The sequence below is a fragment of the Paenibacillus amylolyticus genome (assembly GCF_047302515.1).
Lineage (GTDB): Bacteria > Bacillota > Bacilli > Paenibacillales > Paenibacillaceae > Paenibacillus > Paenibacillus amylolyticus_G.
This window is the reverse complement of sequence record NZ_CP168019.1, coordinates 4052358-4072047: the sequence shown is the minus strand read 5'-3', so window position 1 is coordinate 4072047 and position 19690 is coordinate 4052358. Positions and strand designations below refer to the sequence as shown.

Here is a 19690-nt window from a genome sequence, read left to right as displayed (position 1 = left end):
CGGCATCCGTGAACAAAAGGCAACGATTATATACGGTGCTGGCTGGTGGTGCAGCTGTAATCATGATTGCAGCCGGGCTGCTGTATATAAACAACAGGGGGATTCCTGCCGTAGAAGCCGCGGCTTATCTGGATACGACAACCAAAGCCATGCCCGTCACTGAGTACCCGTTACAGTTCCGTAAGGACTCTTCGCAGGGTGTACCTGGTATGCAGCTGGTCGCCGAAGATCAGAGACTCGCCCTGTACTATAACGAGGAAACAACGGAAATTGCAGTACGGGACGGGAAAAGTGGAGAGGTCTGGTATAGCAACCCGAAAGAAAGGGCTGAGGATGGTCTTGCTTCCGCGTATGAAAAAGAAGTGCTGTCCTCCCAGTTAAATGTGTCTTTCCGGGATTCGATGGGCACACTGGAGAACTTTCCGAATTTCAGCTCCAGTATTAGCAACAAACAATTCACAGTGGGTCAGATCGATCAGGGGATTCGTGTGAACTATACGCTTGGTGATACGTCACTTGGCATTGATGCGCTACCGAAACTGATTAGCAAACAGCGTCTGGAGGAGAAAGTTCTTTCCAAGCTGGATGCTACTGTCGCTAGATACACATCTGCCCGTTATTATCCAACCAAGAACAATCCGGATATTCTGGAACGGCTGGATGGACAGATTTCGAAGCAACTTGTACTGAACAAGATGCTGGGTGCCTTTGAGACGGCGGGTTACACGGTGGACGATCTGGCTTTTGACAATCAGGAGAACGGGGTTGAAGGCGGGGGCGTATCCGATAAGCCCAGCTTTGTCATTTCTGTGGAATATCGACTTGAGCAGGGGGCACTCGTTGTGACTGTACCTCTGAGCCAAATAGAAGAAAGTGGGCAATACCGCATTCGGAACATTGATTTGCTAGCTTATTTTGGTGCTGCGGATACAAAGGGCGAGGGTTACATGCTCGTACCTGACGGTTCAGGTAGCCTGATCCATCTGAACAACGGGAAAACCCAGGAAGAACAGTATGTACAGCGTGTATACGGCGCAGACCCAAATGATAATTCGCTCAGTCGTCCTCAGGTGAGTGAATCCGCGTATATGCCTGTGTTTGGTCTGAAGAACGGGGAAAATGCCTGGTTTGCAGTCATTGAAAAAGGGGACGGTATTGCCAGTATCTCCGCGGATATTGGAGGCAGACAGAATAGCTACAACCACGTGCATGCGACCTTCTCCCTGCGGGGGGAGGATGAATTGGAAATGTACACCTCGCAGAAAATTCAGGAGATTCAGCTGCTTAGCGAAGAGCCTTACCGTGGAGATATTCAGGTCCGTTATCATTTCCTTCATGGAGAAGATGCCAGTTACTCAGGTATGGCCCGCCTGTATCAGCAGCAGTTGATAGAGCAGGATGTACTGAAGCCGCTCCCAGAACAGACGGAGTTGCCGTTTTATGTGGATGTGCTTGGTGCAGTGGATAAAAAGGCTTCGTTCCTGAGTGTACCCTATCGGACCACTTTAGCCATGACCACGTACGAACAGGCTACAGAAATGGCAGCAAAGTTACAGCAGGATGGTGTTGAACGTGTACAAATGCGGTATCAAGGATGGTTTGGCGGTGGCATCAGTCATCATACGCCAACCCAGGTGAAGTTGGACAGTGAAGTGGGCAGTCGTTCCGAACTGCAGGCGTTGTCCACCAAGCTGGAGCAGTCGGGTGGAGCTCTGTTCCCGGATGTGGCTTTCCAGCACATTTATCACGATGATATGCGCTTTGCTCCTTCCTCGGATGCAGCGCGGTTTGTCACAAAGGAGACAGCAGAATTGTATCCGTACAATCCTGCACTTAATCGCATGGATCAGAGTAGGGACAGCTATTATTTGCTCTCAGCGGCCAAGCTTCCTTATGTAGTGAGTGAGTTTGCTGACAAATTCAATAAATTGGATCTCGGCGGGTTATCCCTTCGTGATCTCGGGCAGGTCCTGACTTCCGATTATCGGGATAGTCGGGTGATTCATCGGGAGACGGCGAAGAAAATTGTGAAGGAGCAGCTGGGCAAGCTGGAACAGTCCTATCCGAACCTGATGGTATCCGCAGCAAATAGCTACGCTTGGGGGAGTGCACAACATGTTGTGAATGTACCCGCAGGGTCGAGTCGGTTCAATATTACCGATGAAGAAGTTCCTTTTTATGCGATGGTCATTCATGGATACATGAACTACGCAGCATCTCCGATGAATACGTCGGGGGATCAGGATCTCCGCAAACAATTGCTGCGCAGTCTGGAGCTTGGGGCCGCTCCGTATTTTCAATGGACCTATGAACCATCTTCCCGGCTGAAGCTGACGAATTATGATTCGGCCTACGCGACCGAGTATGGCTATTGGGTGGATGACGCCGTTGCCTTGTATAAGCAGGCCAATGAAGTGCTGGGAGAACTGGAGAATGAGCAGATCCTGAAGCATGAACGCATTCAGGATGGCGTGGTCCGGATCACCTATACTGGGGGGACATCCATCCTTGTGAATTACAATGCGGATGCAGTAACCGTGGATGGAACAACGGTTGGCGGGACGGACTATGTGGTGGGAGGAGTGAACGGATGAGAACCATTCGATTATCGCTGAAGTCACGGAGAGCGCTGCTTGGACTTGCATTTATTTCCCCGTGGCTGGTCGGTTTCGTCTTCCTCTTTGCCACGCCACTCCTGCAATCGATTCGGTTCAGTCTGAGTAATCTATCCGTTGCTCCGGGCGGGTATGTTCTGGACTTCGTTGGATTTAAAAATTTCAAGGATGCGCTTCTGGTTGACGCTACATTCAACCGGATTCTGGTGGATTCAGTTGGAGCGATGGTACTGAACGTGCCGATGATTTTGTTCTTCAGTTTGTTCACGGCGACACTGCTTAACCAGAAGTTCAGAGGCAGAACGATGGCACGTGCGATCTTTTTCCTGCCGGTTATTCTGGCTTCCAGTGCAGTCGCAGCAGCTGAGTCTGCGGGATTAATCAATCTGATGGGGGATGCAAGTGCGGTGGATGCATCAGCCGATGGCGGTACTTCGTTCAATGTGGTGTCCATTGTGCGGATGCTGGCGGATGTGGGATTGCCGATGGCCTATGTGGATTACATTGTAGAAGCCATCATGCGGATCTATGAGATTATTAGCAGCTCTGGCGTCCAGATTCTGATCTTCCTCGCTGCACTGCAATCGGTACCGGGATCGATGTATGAGGTTGCAAAGATCGAAGGGGCGACAGCTTATGAATCATTCTGGAAAATTACATTTCCCATGGTCAGTCCGTTGATTCTGACAAATGTCATCTACACGATCATTGATTCATTTGCCGGGAGTCCAGTCACACAGGCCATCTACCAAACCGCATTCAAAACCCAGAACTTTGGCTTAAGCTCGGCGATGTCCTGGCTGTACACACTGGTGATTGGTCTTGTATTGATCGTAGTGGGATGGGTCTTGTCACGGCGGGTTCACTACAACTGACGGTTAACGTTGAGGGAGGCTTCAGATTATGGCTGCGTCAGGGACAGATCGCATGGTGGTGGTTCCGAAACAGAATTATCACATGCATCGGGTGCGAAGCAAAACATCGGACCTTCTCTATTCCATATTCAGATATGCACTGGTCATCGGCATTTCATTTATTATTTTATACCCGTTATTTCTCAAAGTGTCAGTTGCGTTTAAGGATAAACAGGATATCTACAATCCAACGATTTATATGATTCCTCAGCATTTTACGCTGGATAATATCCGGCTAGCGGCGCAAGTGATGGATTACCTGCCTCTGCTGGCGAACACGTTATTGTTCGTTACCATCACAACGCTTCTGACGGCGATATCCTGTGCACTTGCCGGATATGGCTTCGCCCGGTTTTCGTTTCCGGGTAGTAATGTACTCTTCATCCTTGTGATTCTGACGATTCTGGTGCCGACAAGCACACTTATGGTGCCAATGTATCTGCATTTCCGCAGCTTTGACTTTATGGGCATCATCCAGTTGTTCTCTGGAAAAAATGGCATCAATCTGCTGAATACGTATTGGCCTTCCATGATCACGGCTGCTACAGCGGGAGGGCTGAAGGCGGGGCTGTTCATCTATATCTTCCGTCAGTTCTTCAAGGGCATGCCAAAGGAAATCGAGGAGGCTGCATTGATTGACGGCGCAGGTGGATTCAAAACGTTTGCTCGAATCATGCTGCCCAATGCAATCTCGCCGTTGATTACGGTCATTTTGTTCTCGTTCGTATGGCAGTATAACGATACCTTTTATTCGGCATTATTCATGAGTGAAAGTCCACTGATCTCGCTGAAAGTGGCTTCCTTACCTGCTCAGGCGAACCAGTTGATTCCGCAGCTGATGGGCTTTGGCTCGAACTCGGGCATCAAGGCCGATCCAAACTATGTGGCGATGATTGTGGATACAGGCATTTTGCTGGCTATTGCACCCCTGATTATTTTGTATCTGTTTGTACAACGTTATTTCGTGGAGAGTATTGAACGTTCTGGTGTAGTGGGTTAACATGTTAAATCCAATTGGAGGTGTAGAGATGACAGTGCGTGAGATCAGCAGAGTTCCGGTGAATAAAGCAGCGACTCCCGAAGCAAAAGAACTGATGGCGTTCCTGGTAGAGCGTTATCAAAAAGGGATGTTGTCAGGCCAGCAGGATTACAGCAATCTAAACTGGATTAATGAAAATACAGGCAGGAAGCCAGCTGTGATTGGCTTTGATCTCATGGAATATTCGCCATCAAGAACAGAGCGCGGTGCGGTCTCCCAGGAGATTCGGGATGCGATAGACTGGCACAAACAAGGCGGGATCGTGACGCTATGCTGGCACTGGAACGCACCGACGGATCTGATCGATGAACCAGGTAAAGAGTGGTGGCGGGGGTTCTATACGGACGCGACAACCTATGATCTTTCCTCCGCGCTAGCTGATACTGAATCGGAAGCATTTCAGTTATTGATCCGGGATATCGAAGCGATTGCAGTTCACTTGCAAGAGTTGAAGGATGCTGGTGTACCTGTTTTATTCCGACCACTTCATGAAGCAGAAGGTGGGTGGTTCTGGTGGGGAGCGAAAGGCCCCGAACCTGCCAAACAGTTATATCGTTTGTTGTATGATCGATTGGTTCAAGAACATCAGCTGCACAATCTCATCTGGGTCTGGAACTCGGAAAAACCGGAATGGTATCCGGGTGATGATGTCGTGGATATTGTCAGTGTGGATGTATACCCTGAAGCAGGAGATCACAGCCCGTTGGCTGCACGTTACACCAACCTGCGAGAGCTCGTACAGAACGGCAAAATCATCGCACTGGCCGAGAACGGCTCCATCCCTGACCCTAAGCAGATGAAGGAACAGGATGTACACTGGAGTTGGTTCTGTACCTGGACAGGTGGATTCCTGAGAGACGGGACGCATAATGATGTGGCATTTTTGAAGGAATTGTACCATAGTGAAGAGGTCATTACGCTCGATCAGTTACCGAAGTGGAGTTGGTTGTAAGAACTCCACTTCAAAGCTTGTATTGGAATCAGAGAAGCATTAGTATTCGCTGTAAGAAATAATGCGAATACTAATGCTTTTTTTGGGCGTACATATGTAAATGGAACTCTTCTTCCGAGAAACATGGGAATCCGGTTCGAAAAACACTCTAGTTTGACGGGTGTAACATAGCTCGGATATTGGTATGTAAAGTCACGCTGGAAGTGAATAAAATGTACGATTGATTCACTGTGCGAATTAGAATTCTCTCGCTTGTGCCATTGACTGGACCGATCCGAATGGCGGATGGTTCGCTGCCACCGTACGTATCATCCAGGGTGACCGATGTGATATGTGCGATAGGAATTTCAATTTTGGAAAACTGCCAACGGATGACCAGCTGATCTTCTATTTTTTTCACGTTAACACCAAACATAATACGACCTCCCTTTAAGTCCGCTGAAGATAAATACTTTTATTAGTCTACCACTTATTGGTTAATATTTCCTTAATAATAGTGGATTTCCCCCGTTGCAATTGAAGTGCCCAAGTGTAACTTTATCCACGAGTAATATGTTGCACAGATATTTCCATAAATGATGGCATGATGTACACTATGACTAACGAATCTGGATACGGAACGATATATTGAAGTACAAGTGTGGGACGAGCGCATTATCAGACCTTATCGTTGAAGCGAAGGGATGTAGGGCGCGTTTTTACCGTTTCTAACAGGTGCAAAAAAGTGCAATTGCAGGAAATACGGGTGTTCGTTATAGTGAGTGAAAGCTTTGACCGGTCAGGAAGAATCTTCTTTAAGTGCCTGTCAAAGCCCCTTTTTTAATCGTTAATCCGATTAAGACTATAGGTTTAAGAGACTAAGGAGGATGGGAAAGCCTATGCAAAAAGTGGGGAAACGCAACACCCGTAATCTGGCCTGGATCATATCGGTTGTCATGGTCATGTCCGTGGTGCTTAGTGCATGCGGAAATAAAGAAGAAAGACAGGTAAGTGGCAGCAGCGGCAATGCCGACGATCCGTTGGAAGTCAGCATTATGACCATCACGCCGAGTGCCGTCCCCGCTGCTGATGATAATGTAATCAAACGCGCAATTGAAGAAGCGACTAACTCCAAAATGAATATCCAGTGGGTCTCCAACAATATCTACGGTGACAAGCTCAATCTGACCCTGGCTTCCGGGGATATACCTGATCTGATCATGATTAATGATCCATTTGGAAGTACCTTCACCAAGATGGTCAAACAAGGTGCTTTTTGGGATATCACCCCTTATATCAAGGACTATTCGAACCTCAGCGGAGGCATTCCCGATATAGCTTGGGATACAACCAAGGCAGCAGATGGCAACAATTATGGTATCCCGCGGCCTCGTCCGGTCACTGGAGATTCTTTTTTCATCATCCGCAAGGATTGGCTTGACCGATTGAATTTACAGGTGCCAGAGACCACGGATGAGTTGTTCAACGTGATGGAGGCTTTTGTGGAGCAGGACCCCGATGGTAACGGAACCAAAGATACCACCGCACTTGCTGCTTATATCAGTCCTGATGATCTCGGTTGGGGAGGTAATCTGGGCCCCGTACTCGGTGCCATTGAGAGTTCTTTTATCGGCACCAATAGCAGTTGGAAATGGGATGAGTCTCAGGGGAAGCTGGTCTACAGGGAGCTGTTACCTGAGGTAAAAGAATCCCTTCAATATCTAACCAAAGCCTATAGCAGGGGCATGATGCCGGAAGATCTGCTTTCGCTCAAGCTGACGCAGGCCAGGGAACTGTTCAAGCGCAATCAGGCGGGCATTATCGTGGACAAGACAGGTACAATGCGCAAAATTTATGCCGATGACCTGAAGAAGGTCGATCCTTCCTTTAAATACACGGATTTCTATCCTTTGACCAATCTGAATGGATATAATCCGAAGGGTTCGGGATACAACGGTATTCTGGCGATCCCAGCGAGTGTGCCGGAAGAGAAGATGAAACGAATTCTCCAACTCGTTGATACCTGGATGAATCCGGAAGTATTTGAAATTCAGCAGTTCGGGATTGAAGGTACGCATTATGAAGTGGTTGATGGCAAAAAGGTAGCAAGTAGTGAAAAATTGACGGCGGATAACGCGTCGGATTTCAATCATATCGTTAACGTCATCGACCTGCCTTGGGATACCACGGGTGAAACGGATGAAGAGACACAGGCCAATGAACTGTTCAAAAAAGTGGAGGCAGAGCGAGACAAAACGAGCGTGGCGGATCTGGCCGCTGGCCTTCAATCCGAGACCGGGCAGAAAGTGCTGCCTGAACTCAACAAGAAGATCCAGGATCTGAAAGCAAAGATTATTCTGGGCCGGGAGCCAATTGAAGCTTGGGATGCCTTTGTGGAAACCCTGCGGAATGATCCGAATTTCCAGGCGATGAATGATGAGATGACCGAAGCCTACAAGAAAAGAAATGGACAGTGATCTGAGGGAAGGAGCTGCAAACCATGAGCACCCATGAGCAACGAATAAGTACGGTTAAGGGGAAGCAGACTTCAACCAAAAAGAAAGGGTTAAACTTGCTGTCTGCACTTCGGCGTGACCGGTCGTTATATGTGCTTGCACTGCCAGGCATATTGTTTTTCCTCATTTTTAAATACATCCCGATGTGGGGCATTATCATTGCGTTTCAGAATTACTCGCCCTTTCGGGGGATTCAGGGCAGTGAGTGGGTGGGCTTGCAACACTTTACAGCACTCTTTGGTAATCCGGATTTTGCTTTGTTGTTCCGAAATACGCTGGCGATCAGCCTGCTCAATCTGATTTTATTCTTTCCTTTTCCGATCCTGATCTCCTTGGGACTCAATGAACTGCGAAGTGTGGCGTATAAGAGACTGATTCAAACTATTATTTATATGCCCCATTTTCTCTCCTGGGTAATCATTGCCGGGTTAACGCTACTGCTGTTCGCCAAAGGAACGGGACTGATTAACGAGTTATTCACTTTATGGGGATGGCCCCGCGTGGATATATTGACGAACCCGGACAGCTTCTGGATCATGGTCACCTTGCAAGCGATGTGGAAGGAAGCTGGTTGGGGCACGATTGTGTTTCTGGCTGCCATGGCGAGTGTGGATACTCAGCTGTATGAGGCAGCACGCATGGATGGAGCGGGACGATTGCGTCAGATCTGGCATATTACGTTGCCTGCCATCCGCAGTGTCATCATCGTACTTTTGATTTTAAGACTGGGAGACATCATGGAGGTGGGGTTTGAGCAAATCTTCCTTATGTACAACGGCGCTGTATCTGAAGTGGCCGAAGTGTTCGACACCTATGTATACCGCACAGGGATCGAGCAGGGCGATTTTAGCTACAGTACAGCGGTTGGACTGTTCAAATCCGTGATTGGCCTGGTGCTGGTCGTTGTCGCAAATCGTATGGTAAAACGCATGGGTCAGGAAGGCGTCTACTAGTTCGTTCCGGTACCTACCCATACCCGGGCCAGCCATTAATCAATGGAGAGGAGGTTTCGAATGCATCGCATGAAATGGAGTGAGCGGATTGGACAGTCCCTGAATGTGGTTACGCTTGGACTACTGGCTGTGGTTATGTTTTTCCCGCTATATTATGTTTTCGTGGTTTCATTCACGGACCCCGGAGAATATTTGCAAAAGAAAATCGTACTCTTCCCGGAACGCTGGTCTGTTGAAGCCTATACGTATTTGTTATCCACGCCTGCCTTTGCACGCTCGCTGGGGAACAGTGCATTTCTGGCAACCGTCGGGACGGTGTGCAGCCTGGCTGTATCATCCTCTCTGGCTTATGCGCTGTCCCAGAAGCGATTCCACTTCAGAAAAATACTGATGTTCCTAATTGTACTAACCATCTTGTTTAGCCCGGGTATCATTCCAAATTACCTGCTGGTGAGGGAACTGGGGCTGATCAATAATATCTGGGCATTAATTCTGCCTGCGCTCGCCAATGGCTGGACGGTGTTGCTGATGAAAAATTTCTTCGACAGCCTGCCCGCAGAGATCAGCGAAGCGGCATCCATTGATGGCTGTAGCGCCATCCGAACCTGGTACACGATTGTGTTGCCCTTATCGATGCCTGCGCTTGCTGCCTTTGGATTATTTTTCGCCGTAGGCTACTGGAATCAATTCTTCGCGGCACTGTTATATCTGAACGATTCTGCGAAATGGCCCATTCAAGTATTACTGCAAAATATGCTGCTGAATGCATCCAACATTGATCTGGTTGCGCCTGGACAGCAGGTGGAGACACCGCCGACAGAAATGTTGAAGATGGCCGCGATCATTGTAGCCATATTGCCAGTACTGGTGGTGTATCCGTTTATACAAAAGCACTTTGCCAAAGGAGCCCTGATCGGCTCGGTCAAAGGATAAGTCTGCATTCAGGCGGGTATTCCCGGAAAGGAGGTCCATACAGATGATATTCAAGCGCACAGCTGACCCATTACCCAAAGGACGTTATTTCAGGCGCAGTCTGATGATGATTCTGTTTATCGCCTGCATTCCGGGAGTCATTACAGGTGTGTTGCTGTATGGCTGGGTCACCGTCAAAATGGAGAAGATTCTGCAGCAAACCCATCTGCATCAATTTGGACAACGCACCGTGTGGGTTGGCGAACAATTGGATGCGCTTGAATTGACCTTCTCGCAGTGGGCCTTCGATCCGGTTTTCGATAACCGTCTGAAAGAGCTCGATTTTGTATTCAAGTATAAACAGGTTCATGAACTGTACCGATTGCTGCTGATGATTCAGAATTCCAATACACTGATCAGCAAAGTTCAGTTGTATCTGGGGGAACCCCGGGCCGTGAAGATGGATTCTGAACGGTATGATTTTATCAAAGACGCTGGGGAGATTGAGAAGTATGAACTACTAACTCACCAGCCCCAGGCCACATATTGGTCTCGCTCCATGGATGGCATGTCCATGATGATGGTGAATCGACTTCCGGGTGGAAGCGACGATGCACTGGGTGCACTAACGATTACGTTGGATAACAAGCAACTGGTTAACATGCTACAGACCTTGTCTCCGTATAATGGTGGGACGACATTCCTGCTGGATGAGCAGGGCAAGCCCATGCTTCCGCAAGACCAAGCGCTTGGTGGATTACAGCATGCTGTCCGTGAACATATGTTGAACCTGGAAGGGAATCTGTCTTCATTTCTAATGGAATATGAAGGACTGACCTACTCGGTTCAAACGGGCACCTTCCGCAGATTGGGTACCGATTGGACTTATGTGTCCGCGGTTCCCCTCAATGAAATTGTAGCTCCGATTGTGTCTGTACCCCGAATCGTTCTTCTCGTCAACGGATCTGGACTCTTGCTGGCTCTGATCCTGTCGTGGGTCGGTTCGCTCCAGCTCTATAAACCGTTTACGAAATTACTGCGAATATTTACCGCGACTGGAGCACCGATCGAGGCTATAGCGCCAGAAGTATCATCCTCTCCCAAAGTGTTGTCCTCAGCTTCTATCCGCTCGAATGGGCCTGTACAACTGGATGAAGTTAAGCATATTGAACAGCGCTGGATCGGCGTTAATCGGGAAAGAGAATCGTTGCAGCGACGGTTGGAGGAGCAGCTTCCACTCGCCCGGGAAAGCTTACTGATTCAGCTCACGCTGGGTCATCTGTTACTGTCATCCGACCATGAATGGAAAGAACGCCTGGCACAGCTGGGCTGGGTCCTTCGGGATGAGCAGTTCATCATCCTGTTTGCTCACATTCGTCCGAGTGGAGTTCTTCTATATGGGGCTAAGGAGCGAAATCGAAGCGAATCTCAGGAGTGGATCAATTTTGCCGCAATCGACATTCTGAACAGGCAGTTGGAGGGGCTTCCTTTCCGTGCCGAAACGATTAATTACCATGACATGTCCATTGCGCTCTTGCTCGCTGTCCCTCCAGAGATCGAGCCAGAGACGACTAAATTCAGGAAAGAATTATCTCGGATGGGCCAGCATTGGCTGGAGACCGTGCAGTCCGAATGGAACGTTCGTATGACAGTCTCGATCAGCAAACTCACATCAGATGCCTCCCATATCCCACAGCTGGTCAGAGAATCGAGGGCTGTGTTGAGGAAAAGACAGTTCTCTTCCAATGCGACCATCATTGATATGAATGAGGAGGCAGAGCCGGATGTGAATGACCATGGAGTATATCCGCTTGAACTGGAGCAGGCCATCATCTCGGCATTACGTAGTGGTGAACAGGACTCTGCCCTGGAACAGTTCAGCATATTTATTGGCACGTATGCCCGATCTGAAGTGCCTGAGAAGCATGTACGTCAGGCTTTATTTCAACTGCTGGCACGCATACAACATACCCTTTTGCAATTAGGGGAAGATCCGGTTGAACTGTTTGGGGTAGGGATGTATGAAGAGGTGCTGCAACTGCAAGATCTGGATGAACTGTTCCTGTGGTTCAGGGAACGGATTGTGCACGTATGTGTAGAGGAATTCACAGGCAAGGAAGAGAAGCAGATACAGATGGCTGTCCATCAGATGAAGGAACATGCGCAGCAACAGTATGCAGAAGCGTTATCGCTGGATGAATTGGCAGATCTTCACGGGATTCATTCTTACACATTAAGCCGGGCATTCAAGCAGTCATTCGGGCAAAATTTTGTGGACTATTTGACTGAGGTGAGGCTCCATCGGGCCAAAGAGCTACTTGAATCAACAGACGTCAAGATCAGTGAAATTGCGGAGCAGGTGGGCTATCAGCCCAGTTACTTCAATCGTTTGTTCAAAAAAAGTGAGGGAACGACGCCAAGTCGTTACCGGGAAGACATTCACAAGCATACCGGGCACAATCGGGGTAACCGCTCCGTTTAAATCACGCCTTAGTTTTCAGCCGAAAGGAGAGTGAGATGTGACGTGTCACAGGACAAGCCAAATATTATTTTTCTCATGACGGATCAGCAACGATGGGACTGTATTGGAACGTTCAATGAACATATTCATACACCGAATCTCGATAAACTTGCAGCCGAGGGTATCACTTTCCGCGATGCGGTTTGCCAATCGCCGATGTGTGCGCCGAGCCGAAGCTCCATGATGATGGGGTATTATCCGTCCCAGCTTGGGGTCCGAACGAATTATGGAGGATTGTTCGAGGAAGACAAACTGCCTTCCGAACCGTTGCCGGAGTTAATGCACCGCGCAGGGTATCAGACAGCCGGATTTGGAAAAACGCATTGGAACCATAGCGAGGGCGTAGAGGAGCCTTCCACGCGAGGGTTCGAAGTAAGATCGATCGGTCTTTCCCGTCAAAGTGGTCATTATGAACAGGGAGCGACAATGATGGGTGACTCCCATCCCGAAGCACTGGAAGCCTATCATCAGGAGACGAAGGATTTTGGCAGCGGGGAGGAAAATGTCAATGGTTATACAGGGCTTACGAGTCAGATTCCGATGAATCAGCATCGGGATGGCTGGGTAGCCGAACAGGCGCTGCAATTTTTGGATGAAGGGGTAGACCCGGAGCGGCCGTTATTTTTTTATCTGTCTTTCCTGAAGCCTCATGCCGGGTTCAATGTACCGAAAGCATTCGAAGACTTGTATAGGCTGGAAGATATCTCGGATATCCCGCAACCGCCGTGGGAGGATGAGATGCAGACTCACCTGGCAGCTTCCGATGAACTGAATTCGAATAGTCGACAGTCGTATCTCGACAAGAAGAAGGTATGGGACCAGCGCAGTTCGGAGGAGCGGAGGAGGACTACGTTAAGATACTGGGCGAATTGCTCCTGGCTCGATCATTACTTTGGACTCGCTTTGGAGAAGTTGGAGAACCAGGGTAGGCTGGAGAACGCGCTGATTGTATTTGTCTCGGATCATGGAGAGATGCTGGGGGAACGACAGTTTCGCTTCACCAAATATAATCTGTATGACAGCAGTGTGAGGGTGCCGCTCATCTTGTCTGGTACCCACATTCAGGAGCAGAAGCGGGGAACGATTGACCAAGGGCCTGCTGAATTGGTGGATCTGGTGCCGACATTGACACGTGCAGCCGGACTTGAAGCGAATCCGATGCTGCCTGGTGTCGATCTGCTGGGCGATCTCCGGCATCGCGGAACGTTCTGTGAATTCCATGGGAAGGGAGTAACGGCACCTCATTCGGCTCCGGCCTATATGTGGCGGACCACGGAGTGGAAGCTCATTCTGTACCTGGAAGGCTCTGTCGCGGAGTCCGCATCCAGAGTGCATGAAACGAAGGGTGAATTGTATCACCTGACGGTTGACCCTCATGAGTGGATGAACCTGTATGATGAGGAGCAGCATGCTGTAATTCGGGAGCAATTAAAGACCGAACTGCTGATGCATCTGGCTGTCAGTTGGGCGAAAGGCCCCTTTTTCTATGATCGTGGAGGAACCAAGCCGTTAGAGCGGTAGATAGACCATGTTGACCGGGCAACCGGAGGCAAAACAGTTATTGCTGAACCAGATCAGTCGATCTCATTAGATTGGCTCGTAGGGACAGAGATAACAGGCTTTGCTTTTTTTGTACGCATATACTAACCAATCGATGGAGGGGAATTGTAAATGAAAACCAAATCAACTGTGGCCAAAGGAACAAAAGTACTATTCACACTGCTGTTAAGTGGAGTTATTGGATGGACAGGCATTGTTTCATCGGGAGGGGGAGTACTTCAGGCAGATGCCGCAGAAGGGTCTGCACCACGTCTGGTTGAAAATCTGGGACGAGGTCTTACTGCCGTATATCTGGGAGAGAACAAGGTATATCTGAGCTGGCGTCTACTTGGGACCGAACCGCAGCAGGTTACATTTGATATCTATCGTCGGACAGGTACAGAAGAGGTTAAGCTGAATGACCAGCCTTTGACACAGGGAACCAATTATACGGACACAAATGTAGATGTAACCCAGAGCCATACGTATATCGTGAAGTCTTATGTGCACGGTGAGTTGCAGGATGCGAGTGCCGATGTCGTATTGGCAGCCAATCCCGAGATTCGTAATTATTTCAGTATTCCGTTGCAAAATATAACATCCAATCCGTCGGATTATTTTGTGCAGCATGGCTGGCCTGGGGATCTGGACGGTGATGGGGAATATGAATACGTGGTCACCCGGATTCCGGTGAACGGAGGTAACAAATATGTGGAGGCGTACAGCCTGACCGAAGGTTTCCTATGGCGAATTGATCTGGGGCCTTACAGCGTGACCACGATCGATACATATAATGCGCCACCTGCTTCGGTGAGCGAATTCGGTGTGGCTGGACTGGGCGGCTGGCGTGACAACGACAATATTACAGTGTTTGATCTGGACAGTGACGGGAAGGCTGAAGTACTGCTGCGTACCTTTGAAGGGGTAACATTTGCAGATGGTCAGGTCGTTCCTGCGACAACGGAGCGTGCACAGTATGTGTCTGTCGTGGATGGATGGACCGGAACAGAAGCGGCACGTACAACGATAACCAATGATTATGCAACCGATGGTCCGCTCAGTGGGCACTTTGGCATTGCTTATCTGGATGGTGAACATCCAAGCCTGATTACGGCGCTTAAGAATCGTGCGCTCAGCCGCAACTTTCAGTATGTGACGTCAGCCTATGATTATGCAGGCGGTGCCCTGACTGAGCGTTGGAGACATGCGGGAGCGGACGGTGAGTTTTTCCACCAGATTCGTATACTGGATCTTGACGGGGATGGGAAGGATGAGGTGTCATTCGGAGGCTGGGCGCTGGATGATAACGGAGAGACCTTATACAGTCTGCCGGGTGTAGTCCATGGCGATCGTTTTCACATTACAGACATTGATCCGGATCGACCGGGGCTGGAGCAATTCGGGATTCAGCAGGCAGAGAACGGAAACGTTAATCAATTCCCTTGGTTTTATGCCGATGCGGCGACGGGCGAAATCATTCGTACAGGGGAAATCCCGCAGGATGTCGCACGGGGAACACTGGCGGATATTGATCCAACGCACAATGGGCTTGAGATGTGGTCCAGTTCAGGCAATATCTACAATGTGGATGGCGAAGTGATCAGCTCAGTTCAGCCCTCAACCAATTTCAGAATTTGGTGGGATGGTGATGTGCTCGGCGAGCTGCTGGATAAGAATTTTGTGGAAAAGTGGGATTGGGAGCAGAACACAACGACACGTCTTTTTACAGCCGATGATGTTCGCGTGAATTCCAGAAACGCCCCTGTGCTCTATGGCGATCTGCTCGGGGATTGGAGAGAGGAAATTCTCTATGAAACGAGTGATTTCACAGCATTGCGTCTGTACACAACAACGATACCATCCGATGTCCGCATCTACACGTTGCCGCATAACCCTGCCTACCGCAATGGGCTGGCGGTGAAAGGATATATGCAATCCTTGTTGACGGATTATTATCTGGGTGAAGGAATGACAACACCAACCGTTCCGAACATTCTTCCCGTCGTGTACAATGGGGATCATGAGTCTTAAACCAAAGGGAAGGGGATGTTTCAGATGCATGGTCAGATATCCAAAAAGGAAAATTCCTGCTGTTGTTCTGCAAGCCGAAGCGGCAGGATGAAAGTGAAAATTCAATCAGAGGACACGCCAGAATTGACGGCTTCCCGTGAGATGAGTGCAGCGTATGGCCATGCATCACGTCATTCCGTTGACCTTCTTACGCTGGCAGGAGATGATAGATACATCGCCGGGCGAAACGACAAGGACCGCATATGGATTGAAGGTGGAAGGTTCCTTATGGGTACCAATGATCCGGAAGCTTTTGCAAGTGATGGGGAAGGGCCTGTCAGGGAAACCCGGGTGGACTCCTTTTATCTGGATGAATGCACGGTGACCAATGCGCAGTTTGGACAGTTTGTGCGGGAGACCGGGTATCGAACAGAGGCCGAGCGATTCGGCTGGTCCTTCGTTTTTCATTTATTCGTTTCTTCGCAAACGTCTGCACATGTTCGTACCGTGGTGCAGTCAACGCCCTGGTGGTGGGTTGTCGAAGGCGCGGACTGGTCTCATCCTGAAGGACCTGACTCTGATGTGCACGACAGGGCTGACCATCCCGCTATCCATATCTCCTGGAACGATGCCAATGCGTATTGTGGCTGGGCGGGTAAGCGCCTGCCTACAGAAGCTGAGTGGGAATATGCAGCAAGAGGTGGATTAATCCAGAAGAAATATCCCTGGGGCGACGTTCTGAGGCCGGATGGACAGCACCAGTGCAACATCTGGCAAGGTACCTTTCCAACTCAAAATAATGCCGCTGATGGTTATGCGGGCACGGCCCCATCCCGATCCTTTCCTGCGAACGGATATGGATTGTACAACATGTCAGGAAATGTATGGGAATGGTGCGCTGACAACTACGTTACGGATCATGAGATTTCTATACTTGCTAAGACTGTTGCTTCTCCCGATGAAATTCGCAAGGTGTTAAAAGGTGGTTCATACCTGTGCCACCGTTCCTATTGCAATCGATACAGAGTAGCAGCGCGGATTCCAAATACGCCGGATACATCCACCGGACATATCGGTTTCAGATGTGCATCTGATGTGATACCGGTATAGCGTGCTATTGATATGACACACCGAATACAATTATGTAGATATGAAAGGAATACAAGCGACTCATGTGAGTCGCTTTTTTCCTTTTGCTGATCCGAAAGGATAATTCCGTTATTTCACGAATACAACAGAGAAGTCAGCGAATTCAAAATCACAGACAAAGGGTGTGCCACATGACGAATCTATTCGAACATTGTTCAGGTCAAACATTATCTGCCAACCTGGGATGGCTGAACGAGCCAACAGATTGGTCCATTGAAGACGGCAAAGTGACGATAACCGTTTCGCCGATCAGTGACTTTTTCATTGATCCGGGAGGTGAGCCGGTGAAAGCTTCAGCTCCATTTTTACATACGATAGTCAAGGGAGATTTCAGCATCACGACTCAAGTACAGGTGAACATGAAAGAACAGTATGACTCAGGCTGCCTGATGGTGAGGGTGGACGATACGAATTGGGCTAAAGTCTGCTTTGAGTATTTTGAAGAACAGCCGTCTATTCTTAGTGTTGTTACTCGTGGTAACTCGGATGATTGTGTATCAGCACCTGTAGACGTTAACAAGCCTTATTTACGTGTAGCCCGGGCAGGCAACAGCTTTGCTTTCCATTATTCTCAAGATGGAGAGAAGTGGAAGCTGGTTCGTTATTTCGGACTCGACTGCCCAGAAGAGATCAAAGTTGGCATTGTGGCCCAATCCCCCATTGGGCAAGGGACCACGGTTACTTTTACAGACGTACAGCTTCAACATGGGGTGACCGGAAGTGTTCGCCGGGTAAAATAACAGCGATCAGAAGGTTGTTCTGTCATTTATTTCACCCGGATTAATAATCCAAACAGGCCGAGTACAGCAAAGGCCAGAAATGCCGTTGTATTGGAAAACACTTCAATCGTGTAACCTGCCATGGATGAGCCGAGGAATTGCCCCACACCCAGCGCGAGAAAGGCAAGACTAATTCCGATGGACACATTTGGACTGAATAGTCTCGTTGCCCAAACGATAAATACACTGGTCAGGAAAATATACGTGCTGCCAAATATGATCGCAGAGATGAGACTGGCAGTCATTGATGGCAGAAGGATAACCCCGAGCGAAATAGCCAATAAAAGTATGCCTATTCGGTAGGACCACCCAATCTCGAACCGTTCAATAATGCGACCAGCGCATCCACCGAGTATCCCCATAACCCCCATCACAATCCAGAACAACACGGCTTCCGAATCGGAGGCCCCTTTCTCGTCTGTCAGGAAGTTGCGGGCAAAAGTCCAGTAGATTGCTGAACTAACACCTGTCAACAGACAAGCCATCAGCAGAGCAGAACCCGCTCTGGTTGGTTTCATGCATGTCCAGATGGATTTGGTACAAGGCAGTGTCTTTGTAGGTGGAATAACACGTCTGTTCCACAGCAGAACCACAACACCAATCACAGCAAACAGGATGTAGGTTAGACGCCAGTAATCCGTGAACAGCCAGTAGAGTGGACCCGATATTACAATCCCGAAGCTGGTCCCTGTGTTAATCCAGCTGTTGCCTCTTGCTTGTAGCTCGGGAGCAAGCTCGGCATTAACCGTGTTACCGAGGGCTGGAGAGGCCCAGCCTGTACTCAAACCGGCTAGAAATATACTAAATGTAAGAACCCATGCATTCTGAGCCAGGGCAATGCCGGTTAATCCGAGCACTGCGCTAATTCCTGCCAATTGAATGACATAATGATGTCCCTTGCGATTAATCAACAGTGGTGCAGTTAGAAGAGACAGACAGTAGGCAATATACGTTCCTGAGTTAATCGCACCAGAGGCTGCATCATTCAATTGTAAGGCTTCCGAAATTTCCGGCATAAACAGTCCATAACTGAATCGCCCGAATGCATAACATACAGCGATAAGTGCAATGCCTGGAAAGATAATTTTTTTCATTAAATCCACCGCCTTTTAGATAGAACGATCATTATATTTCTCATTAAATAAAAAAGTGAGTTGAACTACTAACTCACCCGGAATAGCATTACTTGAAACTGTTATGCGTCATATGGATCAGTTCACGGCAGACGTTATTTACATTTTCTGTCTCAGCAAGTGCCGTGGAACCCTCCAGCAGCAGGGAGAATTGCAATAGATCTCGATCACTTGCAGCAGGCGCCAATGTTTGAATTAACGTTCTCATATGTCTTTTGTGCGCATTCACTGTCTGCACGATGATATGATCTGCATGACCTCCGAATTCTTCTTTGGCGCGTAAAAATAAGCAACCTCTTGATTCGTGTTCTTTCAGCCAGGCTGCATGTCCTTCAGCAAGATTGAGGAACATGGGGTGTGCTTTATTGTCTGCATATTGCCGGAGTTGTTCTAAATAACGCTGTTCGCGCCGCAGGAGCACCTGGACGATGAGATCATCCTTGGACTCAAAGTGATTGTATAGCGTCATAATCGCGATCCCGGCATCCGTGATAATCCGCTTCAAGCCGATGGAATGGAAGCCGTGGAGGTAGAATAATTCTTCCGCCACGTTCAAAAGCATTTCCTTTTTGCTGCTCATGATCAGTGATACTCTCCCTTCAAAATAAGATAGAACGATCATTATACTCGTAGGCTATAGTAAATCGTTTACATTGTCAAATTTTGTGACTTCCTTTGC

At 48.8% G+C, this 19690-nt stretch carries 15 protein-coding genes; 12 read left to right on the top strand and 3 right to left on the bottom strand.

Features of this window, described 5'->3' with window-relative positions:
- Nucleotides 1–8: 8 nt before the first annotated feature.
- From ACDJ59_RS17505 to ACDJ59_RS17490, 4 genes are all read left to right on the top strand, one after another.
- Entirely contained in the window at nucleotides 9–2594 is a 2586-nt protein-coding gene (locus tag ACDJ59_RS17505) for a DUF5696 domain-containing protein (RefSeq protein WP_413404466.1), read from the top strand.
- On the top strand, nucleotides 2591–3490 hold the full coding sequence (locus ACDJ59_RS17500) for a carbohydrate ABC transporter permease (RefSeq protein WP_413404464.1): 900 nt from the start codon (nucleotides 2591–2593) through the stop codon (nucleotides 3488–3490). The genes ACDJ59_RS17505 and ACDJ59_RS17500 overlap by 4 nt, the downstream gene beginning before the upstream one ends.
- A gap of 82 nt (nucleotides 3491–3572) precedes the next feature.
- Complete coding sequence (locus ACDJ59_RS17495; RefSeq protein ID WP_413409845.1) at nucleotides 3573–4529, top strand: carbohydrate ABC transporter permease; 957 nt, start codon at nucleotides 3573–3575, stop codon at nucleotides 4527–4529.
- Between the two features lie 28 nt (nucleotides 4530–4557).
- On the top strand, nucleotides 4558–5520 hold the full coding sequence (locus tag ACDJ59_RS17490) for a glycosyl hydrolase (protein WP_413404462.1): 963 nt from the start codon (nucleotides 4558–4560) through the stop codon (nucleotides 5518–5520).
- A 148-nt stretch (nucleotides 5521–5668) separates the two neighbouring features.
- On the opposite strand, the gene ACDJ59_RS17485 is transcribed toward ACDJ59_RS17490, so the two are convergent.
- On the bottom strand, nucleotides 5669–5935 hold the full coding sequence (locus ACDJ59_RS17485; protein WP_413404460.1) for a hypothetical protein: 267 nt from the start codon (nucleotides 5933–5935) through the stop codon (nucleotides 5669–5671).
- 463 nt (nucleotides 5936–6398) lie between these two features.
- On the opposite strand from ACDJ59_RS17485, the gene ACDJ59_RS17480 reads away from it, so the two are divergent.
- From ACDJ59_RS17480 to ACDJ59_RS17445, 8 genes are all read left to right on the top strand, one after another.
- Nucleotides 6399–7976, top strand: a complete 1578-nt coding sequence (locus ACDJ59_RS17480) for an extracellular solute-binding protein (protein ID WP_413404458.1) — start codon at nucleotides 6399–6401, stop codon at nucleotides 7974–7976.
- Between the two features lie 23 nt (nucleotides 7977–7999).
- Nucleotides 8000–8968: an ABC transporter permease gene (locus ACDJ59_RS17475; protein WP_413404456.1), complete on the top strand. Its 969-nt coding sequence runs from the start codon at nucleotides 8000–8002 to the stop codon at nucleotides 8966–8968.
- A 60-nt stretch (nucleotides 8969–9028) separates the two neighbouring features.
- Nucleotides 9029–9901 (top strand): carbohydrate ABC transporter permease, encoded by an 873-nt coding sequence (locus ACDJ59_RS17470; RefSeq protein WP_074094251.1) that lies wholly within the window; start codon nucleotides 9029–9031, stop codon nucleotides 9899–9901.
- Between the two features lie 43 nt (nucleotides 9902–9944).
- Complete coding sequence (locus ACDJ59_RS17465; protein ID WP_413404454.1) at nucleotides 9945–12362, top strand: helix-turn-helix domain-containing protein; 2418 nt, start codon at nucleotides 9945–9947, stop codon at nucleotides 12360–12362.
- A 42-nt stretch (nucleotides 12363–12404) separates the two neighbouring features.
- Nucleotides 12405–13922 (top strand): sulfatase, encoded by a 1518-nt coding sequence (locus tag ACDJ59_RS17460; RefSeq protein ID WP_413404452.1) that lies wholly within the window; start codon nucleotides 12405–12407, stop codon nucleotides 13920–13922.
- Nucleotides 13923–14072: 150 nt separating this feature from the next.
- Nucleotides 14073–15971, top strand: coding sequence for a hypothetical protein (locus ACDJ59_RS17455; RefSeq protein ID WP_413404450.1), 1899 nt, complete (start codon nucleotides 14073–14075; stop codon nucleotides 15969–15971).
- Between the two features lie 87 nt (nucleotides 15972–16058).
- Nucleotides 16059–17060 (top strand): formylglycine-generating enzyme family protein, encoded by a 1002-nt coding sequence (locus tag ACDJ59_RS17450; protein WP_413404448.1) that lies wholly within the window; start codon nucleotides 16059–16061, stop codon nucleotides 17058–17060.
- A gap of 170 nt (nucleotides 17061–17230) precedes the next feature.
- A complete protein-coding gene (locus tag ACDJ59_RS17445; RefSeq protein WP_413404446.1) occupies nucleotides 17231–17839 on the top strand; it encodes a DUF1349 domain-containing protein in 609 nt (202 codons plus the stop codon).
- A 26-nt stretch (nucleotides 17840–17865) separates the two neighbouring features.
- Here ACDJ59_RS17445 and ACDJ59_RS17440 read toward each other — a convergent pair whose 3' ends face one another.
- Together ACDJ59_RS17440 and ACDJ59_RS17435 are read right to left on the bottom strand one after the other, a co-directional pair.
- Complete coding sequence (locus ACDJ59_RS17440; RefSeq protein WP_413404444.1) at nucleotides 17866–18972, bottom strand: MFS transporter; 1107 nt, start codon at nucleotides 18970–18972, stop codon at nucleotides 17866–17868.
- Nucleotides 18973–19060: 88 nt separating this feature from the next.
- On the bottom strand, nucleotides 19061–19591 hold the full coding sequence (locus ACDJ59_RS17435) for a TetR/AcrR family transcriptional regulator (RefSeq protein ID WP_413404442.1): 531 nt from the start codon (nucleotides 19589–19591) through the stop codon (nucleotides 19061–19063).
- Nucleotides 19592–19690: the final 99 nt, after the last annotated feature.

Coding starts and splice junctions, on each gene's coding strand:
- ACDJ59_RS17500 (WP_413404464.1), top strand. CDS start 2,591: ATGAGAACCATTCGATTATCGCTGAAGTCACGGAGAGCGCTGCTTGGA.
- ACDJ59_RS17495 (WP_413409845.1), top strand. CDS start 3,573: ATGCATCGGGTGCGAAGCAAAACATCGGACCTTCTCTATTCCATATTC.
- ACDJ59_RS17490 (WP_413404462.1), top strand. CDS start 4,558: ATGACAGTGCGTGAGATCAGCAGAGTTCCGGTGAATAAAGCAGCGACT.
- ACDJ59_RS17485 (WP_413404460.1), bottom strand. CDS start 5,935: ATGTTTGGTGTTAACGTGAAAAAAATAGAAGATCAGCTGGTCATCCGT.
- ACDJ59_RS17480 (WP_413404458.1), top strand. CDS start 6,399: ATGCAAAAAGTGGGGAAACGCAACACCCGTAATCTGGCCTGGATCATA.
- ACDJ59_RS17475 (WP_413404456.1), top strand. CDS start 8,000: ATGAGCACCCATGAGCAACGAATAAGTACGGTTAAGGGGAAGCAGACT.
- ACDJ59_RS17470 (WP_074094251.1), top strand. CDS start 9,029: ATGCATCGCATGAAATGGAGTGAGCGGATTGGACAGTCCCTGAATGTG.
- ACDJ59_RS17465 (WP_413404454.1), top strand. CDS start 9,945: ATGATATTCAAGCGCACAGCTGACCCATTACCCAAAGGACGTTATTTC.
- ACDJ59_RS17455 (WP_413404450.1), top strand. CDS start 14,073: ATGAAAACCAAATCAACTGTGGCCAAAGGAACAAAAGTACTATTCACA.
- ACDJ59_RS17450 (WP_413404448.1), top strand. CDS start 16,059: ATGAAAGTGAAAATTCAATCAGAGGACACGCCAGAATTGACGGCTTCC.
- ACDJ59_RS17445 (WP_413404446.1), top strand. CDS start 17,231: ATGACGAATCTATTCGAACATTGTTCAGGTCAAACATTATCTGCCAAC.
- ACDJ59_RS17440 (WP_413404444.1), bottom strand. CDS start 18,972: ATGAAAAAAATTATCTTTCCAGGCATTGCACTTATCGCTGTATGTTAT.
- ACDJ59_RS17435 (WP_413404442.1), bottom strand. CDS start 19,591: ATGAGCAGCAAAAAGGAAATGCTTTTGAACGTGGCGGAAGAATTATTC.